Genomic DNA, 12,694 nt, shown 5'->3' with positions numbered 1-12,694 from the left:
TAGACTTGGTTAGCGAATATGAAGATTACAACATAATTCACTATGGGGACTACGAAAAAAAATATGTTTTGCATATGGAACGAAAATATTCGTTTAACTCTTGCCAGATGGTTATTTTATCAAAGATAAAACAAAGACTTCTAAATGCATTATCGTTGATATATGGGTACGTTTATTTTCCAACATATGGAAATAGCCTAAAAGAAATTGCAAGAGAAATTGGCTTTAATTGGAGTAGTAATCTATCTGGCCACAAAAGTATTTCGTTGCGATATCAATGGGAGAGCTCTAAATCTAAGAAAGCAATGGAAAAATTGCGAAAGTATAATGTAGAGGACTGTCTAGCCCTCTACGAAGTAATTAATTTTATTGAAAATTCAATCTGTATTGAAGAAGCTTGCGATGAACAAGTTGTTCCAGCAAAAAGTCTGAATAAAAAAGCAACATTTAAATTTGGAAACAGTGAATATTTAATAAAAGAATTAGAATATTTTAACAAATGCTCATATTTTGAATATCAACGAGATAAAGTCTTCGTTCGAAAGCCTAGTAAAAAACGAAAGTCGAGAGTTAAAAAGCGAAAGCATAAAAATGTCCGTGTTAGTACGGTTATTGATATTCCGTATCTTAGAGTATGTAATCGCTGTCATTGCAGTAATGTCTACCGACATGGAAAACTTGAAAAAGTTGTGTTTGATTTAAAATTTACTAACTTTGGAGTAAGTCGTTATATCATAAAGTACCGAAGTGATAGAGCAAGATGCGGATCGTGCAAATCTGTATTTACTAGTCCAGACTATCTATCCATTAAAAGCAAATATGGTTCAAGCTTACAAATATGGGTTGTTTATCAAATGATTGCTTTAGGGCTGACGTATGGAAAAATAGTGGAAGAGCTGTGGAGTGTATTTGGTTACCAAGTTAGTAGGCAATTTTGCTATGCAATTAAACGTTCTATGGCGTTGCATTATGAACCTACAAGGAAGCAGATAATTAATAACTTAAATAAAAGTAATGCTATATATGCCGATGAGACTTCGATTAATTTGCAGGGAATTAAAGGTTATGTCTGGGTATTTGTTAGCCAGACGGAAGTCTTGTATATTTTCGCCCCTACCCGAGAGAAGAAGTTACTTGATGAAGTTCTTACGGAGTTTAATGGCGTGCTAGTGTCCGATTTCTACGCAGCTTATGACTCTTATAAAGGACCACAGCAAAAATGCCTCATACACTTAGTTAGAGATATGAACGATGACTTAAGGGCACACCCTTTCGATGTCGATTATAAAAGCCTAATTACTGAGCTTAGTAAATTACTATATGAGATTGTTAGTAAAGTTGACAAGTATGGTCTTCGTAAGCGTTTCCTACACAAGTATTTAAATAAAGCTGATAACTTTATGAATAAAGTCAGTTGCTATGAAGGTAGTTCAGAAGCAACAAATAAATACAAAAATCGGTTTACCAAATATAAAGATAAGCTATTTACGTTTTTAGATTATGATGATGTCACGTGGAACAATAATTATGCAGAGCATGCGATTAAAGTGTTTGCTCAATATCGACGAGTTGCTGATGGTAGTTTTACTAAGAATGGAATAGAAAAATACCTTGCTTTGTTAAGTATCAGCGAAACATGCAAATTAAGAGGGATCGATTTTCTCGACTTTCTCAAATCCAGAAAGCTAAATCTACACGAGACTAGTTACAGTAGCAATCAGAAAAGAAATACGTGAGTTGGTAATCACTATCCTTTAAATAGCTTATCTTGAGGCGTGTCAGGAATTGTTATATGGTGTCGATGTAGGGTTATTGAGCTCTTGGGCGTAGTCTAACCACATAGTAAACAGCTTGGCCAAACTATGGTATCAATTTGCGGCCACACTTTGGTCATATAAACAAATACTACGTCGGGTCCGACTCATAATCGGTTGGTCCACCCGGGGTCGCGCACGACTTCAAGTCTGTGAGGGCCCACCATTTTTGCGGCAAACCCAAAGTTTTCTTTTCTTTTCTTTCTAAGCATCGTTATAGCGTATCACTACGTTTATGGTTTATATGAAACTATAGTTGCGACATTTACTCTGCAGATTGAACTACTCAGGTGTTTAACTTGTTTCGTGTTTTTCCAACCACTCAGAAAGTTCTTTAAACCGGTACTTTTCGACATATGGGCGTGTTTTATTAAGAAACGGGCCAAGCTCTGGTTGGTGCTCAAGTTCTTTCAGAATCGAACGGATACCTAGAATGTTGTGACGCTTAGTCTGCTCAATTAAAGCATCAAGTTGATGTTTTTGAGGGAGAATAATCGGCTCATTTTGTTGAGCTGTCGTAGCTGAGATTGACACATCATCAGAATTAATATTTTCTTTTCCAATTACCGGTATATTTAACTCAAACCAAAATTTGCTACCTTTTTTAGGTTCACTTTTTAGTTGTAGTTTTGAACCCATCAGTTTTACGAGTCTTTGGCTAATTGTAAGGCCCAGACCTGTACCCTCCGCGCGCGTTATTGCATTGTCAAGTTGCTGAAAGGGTATGAAAATAGATTGCAGTTGTGATTTTTCAATACCGATTCCGGTGTCTTCTATTTCAAATTTGAGGCGGCAAATATCTGACTTAATGGATTTTAACCTAACTGAAAATGATACATGTCCTGAATTGGTAAATTTAACCGCATTGCTCAGAAGATTTAACAAAACCTGGCGTAACCTTTTATCATCTATTTTCACTATTGAAGGCAAATCTTTATCAAAATTATATTCGAAAGGCAGGTTTTTAATCTGAGTACTTATTTGCGTCATTTCGACCATGGTTTTTAAAAAGCTATGTAAATCGACTTCTACAGGATGAAGTGTCAGGTTTTCTTCATTGGCTCGTGAAAACTCAAGGATGTCGTTGATCATTAGTAGCAAGTGATCGGCACTTCTATCGATCGCCTTGATGCCCTGGCCATAATTATTCATCATTTCCAGATCTCGTTTGTATAACTGAGTGTACCCGAGAATCGCGTTCAAGGGAGTGCGAAGTTCGTGGGTTACATTAGCCATAAAACGGGTTTTCGCCTGGTCGGATGCTTCCAGGATTTGCTTTGCAATGTGCAAACGGTGAAACATTATCATCATGACTAACCACACTGCTGCGAGTAATCCAAAAACTAATCCTGACTCGGCAAAGAGTTTCGATTTCATCTCTTGACTCAGTGTACGAAAGTAACCGTCACTAATGGAGAGTGTGGCTATTCCCAGAATTTCGCCTTGATGATTTATGAGTGGGACCTCGACGTTAAAACACTGATCGCATGGTCCGATACCTTCATTCAGATCCAACGAATCTGGAGGGACTGAAATCGATGTGTAGTCGAGCTGCAGCTGCAAATTGCGAATAAAACGTTCGCCGATAGCGGGATCTTCAACGATTAACATTTCCTCAACAGTTTCGAGCAGATACGATTTTAACCGCTCCGGTTCTGCGCGTTCGAGTGCGTCGGTTAACGCTGTAGCTTGTGATTCGGCCAAAACTTTAGCTTGAGTTTCGGCTGCCAGGTAGAGACGGGGTTTAAGCGTGTTTTGCCAGTACCTGTCTAGCGACCATAAAAGGATGAGGATAAGGCTTATAAAAATAGCACTGATAATGAGCTGGCCGTGCAGTTCGCCCTTGCGTCTAAGCATTTTTATCAAGGCGAATCTACTCATAATATTTGGCCACTTTAAGATAAAAAGGTTTAATGGAAAGTTGGCTCTTGTTTAGAGTGTGTTTATTGATAAGCGGGCGAACCGTTGCCTGAACAGATAGCCCACCCAGAACGCCTTGCTCGACATCTCCTTCGAAAGGGGAAAAAATAATAATTCGGTGTTTGATTCCGTATTGAATGACTTTATTTAGTTCGGACTTACTTAGAGGCTGCGCAATAAAAATAGCGGCGGTTTTGAACTCCGCGTTATTTAGCATTTGAACTGCTGAGAGTGTTTCGATTTCCGTGGGGATCTTTTTTACTGCTTTAAAACTTTGCTGCAAACTTTGTTGGTATTCTTTAGCCTGTTCGTCCTTGTTTGCATAGAGCAGGGTGATGGGTAAAACGCCTTGAGCGTTGGATTTATTATTTATCTCAAGATCTGCCGATACCAGTGTGCGAAATAATTTGAGCCCCACATGAGCACGTCGTTCGGTAAAACTATCTGCCTGCGACAAACCATTGCCGGCCAACAACATCAGCATTAGCAACAAGAATTGTTGTAGCGCAAATGTTTTAGTTTTACCTCGTCCAAGTTTCATGGGGGCGAACAATCATCCTTTTAAATAATCACCGCACTAATACTGATAAGTTAATTGCAGCCAGCCTGTGCGCTCTCCCTGCGATAATCCCTGGGGATAAAATGCTGGGTTGGGGACTGTGTCGTAGTGGTTGTCGGCTAAATTGTTGATGCTGACAGCGAGTCCTAGTTGAGCAACATTAAACAAGTTTTCAACCGAAAGAGTGTAGTCCAATGTGTTATAGGCATCAAAATGATCGGCAGACGGAGTACGGGTTACATCCCAACCTTCTTGTTCACCAACATAATGAAGTCGTAAAGCGTGGCGCGTGTCTGCGGTTGCCTGCCAATCCACTCCCAGGTTGAGTAGCCAATTGACAGAGCCAGTCATTTTTCCATCCAAATCCAGGCGGTCCTCGGCGTCCACGTAGGACAAATTAGCAAACCAGTCCCAGTGGCGCTCAAATTTTTGTCGCCACTCCAGTTCCAGTCCCATGGTATCAATTTCACCTCGGTTTAACCAAACAGGGGGACCAGGTGGTTGAATAACAAACTCAATTAAGTCTTCTACTTTGGTATCAAATAAAGTGGCATGGAAACTAAAAAATGCGTTGCGATAAATATACGCTAACTCACTGGAGCGCAAACTTTCCTGATCCAGACTGGTGTTTTCTGCACCGGGGAAAGTTCTTGGACCCGGATAGAGTTCCTCCATTGTCGGTGGACGAAAAGCTTCAGCGTATTGAGCTTTGAAAATATGATTGTCTTTAACCCGCCAAACTGCTGCGAGTCGAGGTGAAGTATTACTGCCCCAGTCGTTGTAATCGTCGTAACGCGCGCCCAACGTTAGTTCTAGTTGTTCATTGACTTGCCATTGATCTTGTAAGGTAACACTGGTTATTCGACGTGTTGAGCCGGCTATCACGTTAGTTCTATCGGGTGGATTGATAACCGGTGGTTCACCCAATGCGTATAAAAGGTCAAAGGCAGAGTCTACTTTGTTGCGCACATGGTTCAGTTCAACAAACAGCTTATGCTGATCAGAAGCAGACCAATGAAGATTGAGACCGAAACGATTGGTGGTGTCTGCGTTGCCGCCCTGGCGAAATCGTTCGATGACAATTGGTGGCGGCGGACCTGGGGGATCGATACCTGCAGGGATTGGTAGAATAGTCGCAAACTTGAAATCGGTTTGTAAATTACTCAGCGACGCGGCAAGTTGCAGATCGTTGTTAATTTCCCATTCTTTTTTGACTTGAAACATGGAAACTTTTTCTTCACGTGGTTCAAGATCCATTGGCAAGACTGCCGTGTCTCCATACCACCCACCTCGTTCGACATCAGCCAGTTGTAACTGCACCTCGTACCCGTGATGACTGGCAGCAGCAAATAACACTTGCCCTTGTTCGTGATCGTAAATGAATCCAGGAGAATGACCGAGACCACGGGCGGCGAAACTATCTTCATTGGTTGTTAACCCGCTGTTATCGCGATCCCAGACGGAAAGGTTAACTGACAACTGTGCTCCTGTATTAAAGGTTCGGTGGTAAAGAACGTCCCCCTGTTTAGATTGATAGCTGCCCAGTTTTAATCCGACACCGTTATCTTCTCGGGTGATGATATTGACCACGCCTGAGAAGGCATATTCGCCGTAGAGCGCAGAGCCTGGGCCGCGAATAATTTCGATGCGATCCACCTGGTTGATGGGAAGGCGCAATGCCCAATCGGCAGAGGCATCTACCGGTCGATTGACCGCTACACCGTTGATCAATATTTTTATGTTGCTAGCATTTAAGCTGGTGCCAACGCCACGTACTATAGCGACAGGGTCGCCCACATTGTTAACTGAAGAGTAAAAGCCGGCAACTTGGTTCAGTGCATCCATAACAGTGGAAACACCGTATGATTGTAGCCTTTTACCATGGAGTATGGTCACCATACCGGGTACATAATCGGCGTTCATTTTACTTTGTGTGGCCAACTCGGTTTCTTCTTCAAGCAGAGCCAGTAGATTGGCCATTTCCTGGTCTTCCAGATCGTCGGCAACTACCTCAAAAAAAGGCCCTGACAACATTAGGAGCAAAGAAGCTTTTTTAATTACTGCAAGCATCGAATGGATTCCTCATTAATTATTGGGTTTATCAAAACGGAGAGTAATGCCTAAAGCGGAAAGAAACAAACTTTTAGTCGTATGTGTTCAGTCACGCGTTTCCTCTCGCCCATTGCTTCGGTTGTTTCGTTTCAGTATTTTCGCTTCAGTAATTTGACTTCAGTACTTCGACCTAAGTACTTCGACTTCAATACTTTGGCGCCAGGTGATTTCTCAACCGAGCTTTTAAAAGCGGCACTGATACCGGCTTGTAAATATAGTCGACTGCGCCTAGCGATAAGCCGCGTTCTATATACTTTTCATCGCTTCTGGCGCTCAAGAATATCAGCGGAATTTTAGCCGTCTCCGGATTCTCTTTTAGCTGTCGGCAGGCTTCAAATCCATCAATGCCCGGCATCATGACGTCCATAAGGATTAAGTCCGGTTTGATTCGGGTGGCCAGGGTAACGCCTTCCTCCCCTGACAGTGCGACTATCAGCTCGATTTCCTCTTGCTCGAGATGCGCTACTAAGATATCCAGATTGTCTGGAACGTCGTCCACCGCTAAGACCGTTGGCAAGACGCCGGCCTGTCCTTGCGGTTTATTAAGAGCTGTTTCCATAAGTAATCAAAAACATGTTTTATCGTTAAATCATTGGTCTTGAGTAACCTTCAATTATCAAGCCAATTTTAATTCATGAATGTGTCAATTTATTTTTCTTTTGAATCAAGTAGATAGCATTAATATTTCATCGATTTATTTATCAAATTGGATTCTGCTTATAGGTTTTTATAAGCGTTTTCGCTTATACTAGAGGCAACTATAAGCGTATAAACTCTGGGCAACCTATGAATATTCCGCAGAATTCTACTTCTGCCGTGGTGCTAATCGTCGATGATCAGCCGGATAATTTAGACATCTTGGTTAATTATCTTTCTGATAGTGGTTTGGAACTTATGGTTGCTACCGATGGCGAGCAAGCGCTTTCTCTCGCCTTCGAAAGAACGCCGGATATTGTATTGCTAGACGTGATGATGCCCGGGCTAAATGGGTATCAAGTTTGCGCTGAATTAAAAGCGAATAAAAAAACCGAGCAGTCTCCGGTCATTTTTATGAGTGCGCTTGCCGACATCGACAAACGACTGGAAGGCTTTAAAGCCGGCGCCATCGATTTCGTTATCAAGCCGTTACAGCGAGAAGAAGTCTTGGCACGTATCAAGGCGCATCTGACAATTCGCCATCAGCAGCAAATGTTAATGGAAAAGAACCGGCTTTTAGAGCGGTTAAATACAGAACTGCAAGAACAAATCAGCAAACGTAAACAGGCCGAGCAAGCACTTAACCTTGCTGATGAAAGGCTATCGACAATAACCCGAAGGGAAGCGGAGCATTGGAAAATAGATGCATTTGTTGGCCAAAGCCTGGCAACACGAGAGCTGATTGAAGAAGTCCGCAACTTGCAGGCCGCGCCAAAAACGAATGTATTGGTATTAGGGGAAAGCGGCACGGGCAAAGAGTTGATTTCACGCGCTATTCACTATGGCAGTGCCCGAAGTAACAAACCTTTTGTGGCGGTCAATTGTTCCGCAATACCAGCGGAACTTGCCGATGCAGAATTATTTGGTCACACCAAAGGCGCCTATACCGGTGCGACGACAGATAGAAGCGGCTATTTTGTGCAAGCGGATGGCGGAACGTTATTTCTAGACGAAATTGGCGATATGCCTTTGTCGCTGCAAGCTAAGTTATTACGGGTTTTAGAAGATGGTTTGGTGACGCCAATCGGCGGCCGGCAAAGCCGTAAGGTTGATGTCAGAGTGATTGCCGCAACCAATTTGGATTTGCGCAGCAAACTGCAAACTAAAGAGTTCCGACAAGATCTGTTTTTCCGATTAGCTGGCTATCAAGTTTCCTTGCCGCCGTTAAGAGAGAGACAGGGTGATATCGAATTATTAGCGGAGCATTTTTTAGTGTTGCTTGGTGAGCAAATGGGGCGGGAACAACCTGAGATTTCACCGCAAGCGCTAAGTGCAATCGGTCGATATCATTTTCCAGGAAATGTACGAGAGCTTAAGAATCTTATTGAATATGCGCTGATCGCTAGTCGGGGCCAAATGATCACTGAAAGGCACTTACATTTTATGGAAGAGCCGCGACAAAGTCTGGCTGGAGAGAATAGTGTCTCTGGAGCGGAGAGTGATGTCGATTTAGCGCAAGAGCAAGTTGAAGACGCATCAATTCAAACGTCAGAATCGGTTAACTGGAAACACCTTAAAGCTAATTCTCAAGAAAATTTAATTATCGAGTATGCCAAAACCCATGGAAAAATTGATAATACGATTGCGCAACAAGTCCTGGAAGTTGATCATAGTCGCGCTTCTTATCTATTAAAAAAACTCCATAAAGAAGGTTTGTTAAACAAACAAGGGCAACGACGTTGGACTTACTATACCGTAGCTGCTCACTAAGACTACAAGTTCATTAGCGGGTGTTAACGCCCAACTTATCTTCGAGCCATTCCTGATATCTGCTGATCACGGCCGGACTGCCATCAAATTTTTCTGCTAAGCCAAGCTATCTAAGCAATCAGCGCTTATAGAGCAGTCTTTTTCTTATAGAAATTCCTATCACGACATCAATTTTTATCTAACTAATTGTTTAGTCAATAAAAATTAAAGTTGGCATATATATCGCAATATTCGAACTCATTGAAATCAATCGCTTATACCAATCGATCTTGTCAAAATTTTTCGAGAGAAAAGAGTGTTTAGAGGGCAAAGTTTATGTTGTCGAGCAATTACCACTGTAGCGGGTGGCTCATATGAATAGTGAAAATAAGTTTTCGCCGCGGCGTTTGTCGATGGCTTTGTTGATGGCGACAACGAGTGGATTTGTTTTTGCTGACAACACGACTTTGGGAACTGATGCCGGTGCAAATTTGAGTACAAGTGCCGAAGGCAACACCTTGATTGGAGAAAGTGCTGGAAAATCTATTGTTACCTCAGATAACAATACCTTTATCGGGGCTCAAGCAGGTATGGCAAACACGAGTGGCAGCGATAATGTTTTTCTGGGCCACCAATCTGGGTTAGTCAATGTAGCTTGTTCCGATAACACCTTTGCAGGTTTTCAGACAGGATTAGCAAACTGTACAAGCGGTACCAGTGGCTCGGACAATACTTTTTTTGGTTATGAATCGGGCTTAGCTAACACTACAGGTTCAGACAATACTTTTTTTGGTTATAGGTCAGGAGAAGACAATACGGCTGGGAGTAACAATACAGCATTTGGTTATACTGCTGGGGCAGGCCTTACCGATGGAAACGATAATACTGCTGTTGGTTACAGTGCGTTGCGGGGGGCTGCAAATGGGTCGAAAGTAACAGGTTATGGTAATTCTGTAATAGGGTATGACGCTGCACATTATCTTACAAGCGGTGTTCACAATACACTGCTTGGTTCTAATATTAATTTCATAACAGCAGGTAACTTCAATACACTTGTTGGGGTTAAAGCAGGAGCTAGCCTTGCTGATACAGATTATAACACTTTTGTTGGGGCTCAGGCTGGATGGACAAATGACCGGAGCTCGAGTGCTAATAGTGCGAACCGTAATACGGCCTTAGGTGCGTTCGCTGCTTATGATAATAAGACAGGAGCAGATAATTTATTTATTGGGACAGGTGCAGATGCGTCAGAAAGTGAAATTTTTAAGGCGGTTGGAGTTGGGATTGGTGCTGAAGTTACGCGGGATGAGGGGATAGCATTAGGTCAATATACCGATGCAAAAGCTGCGGGAGCCATTTCGCTTGGGGGAGTTGTTTCTGATGATCAATCTATCAACATTGGTTTGGGCAGTACGAGTATCTATTCCAACTCCTTATTGTTAGGTGATAGTGACACACTAAGTTGGGATGCCGCGAGTGATGCCACGGTCAGTTTAGGCAATAGTGATTATCGTTTTAGCGGCCTGATTAGCGCTAATATTGTGAGTGTAGCTGATACCGATGATACTGTCAGTTGGGTAATTAGCGCTGATGCTGCTGAGGATAATGGAGATACTTGGCAAATTTCTGCAGTAGATGATGGCCAATTCAATATCAGCAACAACATCAGTGGTAGTCAGTCAAACACTTTGAGTATCAACAAAAGTGGCGATTTAACAATTGCTGGCGTCCTTTACCTAAATTCAGATGCACGCTTAAAAAAGAAAGTTAATCCGATTGATAAGGCTTTGTCAGCAACCTCTCGGTTATCAGCTGTGCATTATGATTTTATTAAAGAAAGTGACAGCACTTCGAAACATTTAGGCTTAATTGCACAGCAAGTAGAATCCATTTTTCCTAATATCGTTAAAACAGAAAAAAGTGGTCGTAAAACTGTCAACTACATTGCCCTGGTCCCCTTTTTGGTCGAGTCATTAAAAGAACTTGCGGAGCAAAATAAATCCCGTCGCGCACAGTTGGAACAACTCAAAGCAAGGAGATTGAAACTTCAGCGGTTTTTTGAATTACAGACATCGAAAGTCTCTTCGCAAAGAGGAGAGCAGGGATGAAATCACTTGTCTCAAAACGAGAACTTCATGTGTTGCCGAGAGGTTTTGCCGCTGGTTTGTTAATAATTTCAGCACTGACTTTTGAGGTGGCTGCAGAAAATACCCTCTATGGTACAAATGCCGGTGCTTCGATTACCGCCGGAGATCATAATGTGTTACTTGGTGAAAGTGCCGGCGCATCAATTGGTACTCGAAGTGAGAATGTCTTTGTTGGAGCAGAGGCTGGGCAAGCCGTATTATATTCTGGTGAGGGGGTAATTTTTGGATACCAGGCAGCTTCTCAAGATCAATCGATATACGGAATAACCGCTATTGGTACACGTGCCGGACTCAATAATACAAATAGCTACAACACTCTTTTCGGTTTTGAAGCCGGCCAAAATGCTTCAAACCAACGCGGTCTCGCGATAGCTGGAAGTAGTGCCGGTTACGCTAATGATGGAACTAATGCCTCTCCTTACAACAGCTTCTTAGGATATCGAGCTGCGTATAACATTTCCGGGAATTTCAATGTGGCCATTGGTAGTGAGTCACTTTATGGAAATGTTTCAGACGCGTTACCGACTGAGACAGTTGCCTTCGGTTTTCGGGCTGCGTATGGCATTGGCAGCAGCGAAGGAAATGTTGCTGTAGGTGAAGGAGCGGGATATTTTTTGGGAGACGGTACCTACAATACTTTAGTCGGTGCTCGTGCTGGAGAAAATGTACAAGACAATAGCTATCCGACAAGCGAAGAAGCTAGCACAATGGTGGGAACATTGTCGGGTTTGGAGTCTGCCAGTGGTGCGAAAAGTAACACATTTTTTGGTGCAGCAGCAGGCGCCAATAATCAAACAGGTGATGGCAATGTTGTTATTGGTGCTTTCGCAGATTTTACCGATTGGAGCCAATTAACTGAAGCACAGGTCGAAACGATTTTTAAATCTGCTAGTGGCACGGCGACCGGATTGACACCATCAAGTTCAAACATTAGCAATGGAACCTTGATAGGTTCCTATGGAAATATTAGCGCTGATTTTGCCTTAGCAGTTGGCTATAACGTTAATGCGTCAGGCACAGGCAGTGTTGTTATTGGTGCTGGAGCTAACGCGACTCATACGAAATCAATTGTCATAGGTTATGGCGCTTCTAGTCATGGCGATAATATCGCAGTGATAGGCAATAACAGCACTACCGGTTGGCATCCCCATGCCGATGGAGTGACTACATTAGGGCGCACTGACTATCGCTTTACTAATTTGTTCAGTCAGTCGCTTACTACTATCGCTGATAGTGGCAGTTCAGCCGCATTAACTATTGCTGCAGATGCTGCGTCGGATGCCGGTGATAGTTGGCAAGTTGTCGTTGCAGATAATGGCAATTTTTCTTTCAATAATGATATTAGCGGCAGTCAATCAACTTTAATTAGCTTACGCAATGACGGTGGGCTAACTGTCACCGGCGACGTCAATGTACTTTCCGACGCCAACTTCAAAAAAAATATTGTTCCAATTGACGACGCTCGAAACTTGATCAACCAATTACGTCCAGTGAGTTATATCTGGCGTCCACAAACCTTCCGTGATGAACGACAGCACTCAGGTTTAATTGCTCAAGAAGTCGAAACTATTTTACCGGAAACTGTTTCGACCAGAAGCGACGGCATGAAGTCTATCAATTATGTGGCGCTTTTACCGGTACTGGCACAAGCCGGCGGTGAATTGAATGTTAAACAAAATCAGCAGCAGCAACAATTAGATTCGCTCGACGAAAGATTAGATGCCATAGAAGCTGCACTAGTCATCAAGCGAAATTAA

The 12,694-nt window shown here is 42.6% G+C and carries 8 protein-coding genes; 4 read left to right on the top strand and 4 right to left on the bottom strand.

The window, feature by feature from the left end; genetic code table 11:
- A partial coding sequence (gene tnpC / locus FLL46_RS09735; RefSeq protein WP_210418659.1) for an IS66 family transposase occupies positions 1-1,736 on the top strand: 1,736 nt, incomplete at its 5' end.
- Positions 1,737-2,108: 372 nt separating this feature from the next.
- Here the strand turns inward: tnpC and FLL46_RS09730 are convergent.
- The 4 genes from FLL46_RS09730 to FLL46_RS09715 form a co-directional block, all read right to left on the bottom strand.
- Positions 2,109-3,695: a sensor histidine kinase gene (locus tag FLL46_RS09730; RefSeq protein ID WP_142893320.1), complete on the bottom strand. Its 1,587-nt coding sequence runs from the start codon at positions 3,693-3,695 to the stop codon at positions 2,109-2,111.
- Entirely contained in the window at positions 3,688-4,275 is a 588-nt protein-coding gene (locus FLL46_RS09725) for a hypothetical protein (protein ID WP_142893319.1), read from the bottom strand. Before FLL46_RS09725 ends, FLL46_RS09730 begins: the two co-directional genes overlap by 8 nt.
- Before the next feature lie 36 nt (positions 4,276-4,311).
- A complete protein-coding gene (locus FLL46_RS09720; RefSeq protein WP_142893318.1) occupies positions 4,312-6,363 on the bottom strand; it encodes a TonB-dependent receptor plug domain-containing protein in 2,052 nt (683 codons plus the stop codon).
- A 187-nt stretch (positions 6,364-6,550) separates the two neighbouring features.
- Positions 6,551-6,922, bottom strand: a complete 372-nt coding sequence (locus FLL46_RS09715) for a response regulator (protein WP_168204114.1) — start codon at positions 6,920-6,922, stop codon at positions 6,551-6,553.
- A gap of 269 nt (positions 6,923-7,191) precedes the next feature.
- Here FLL46_RS09715 and FLL46_RS09710 point away from each other — a divergent pair, with 269 nt between their 5' ends.
- The 3 genes from FLL46_RS09710 (at position 7,192) to FLL46_RS09700 (ending at position 12,694) form a co-directional block, all read left to right on the top strand.
- A complete protein-coding gene (locus FLL46_RS09710; protein WP_142893316.1) occupies positions 7,192-8,811 on the top strand; it encodes a sigma-54-dependent transcriptional regulator in 1,620 nt (539 codons plus the stop codon).
- A 353-nt stretch (positions 8,812-9,164) separates the two neighbouring features.
- Complete coding sequence (locus FLL46_RS09705; RefSeq protein ID WP_142893315.1) at positions 9,165-10,898, top strand: tail fiber domain-containing protein; 1,734 nt, start codon at positions 9,165-9,167, stop codon at positions 10,896-10,898.
- The gene (locus FLL46_RS09700) at positions 10,895-12,694 is read left to right on the top strand and encodes a tail fiber domain-containing protein (protein WP_142893314.1); all 1,800 of its coding nucleotides are present in this window, start codon (positions 10,895-10,897) and stop codon (positions 12,692-12,694) included. Before FLL46_RS09705 ends, FLL46_RS09700 begins: the two co-directional genes overlap by 4 nt.

It is taken from the genome of Aliikangiella coralliicola (genome assembly GCF_007004725.1).
Classification (GTDB): Bacteria; Pseudomonadota; Gammaproteobacteria; order Enterobacterales; family Kangiellaceae; genus Aliikangiella; species Aliikangiella coralliicola.
This window is presented reverse-complemented; position numbering and strand designations above follow the sequence as displayed.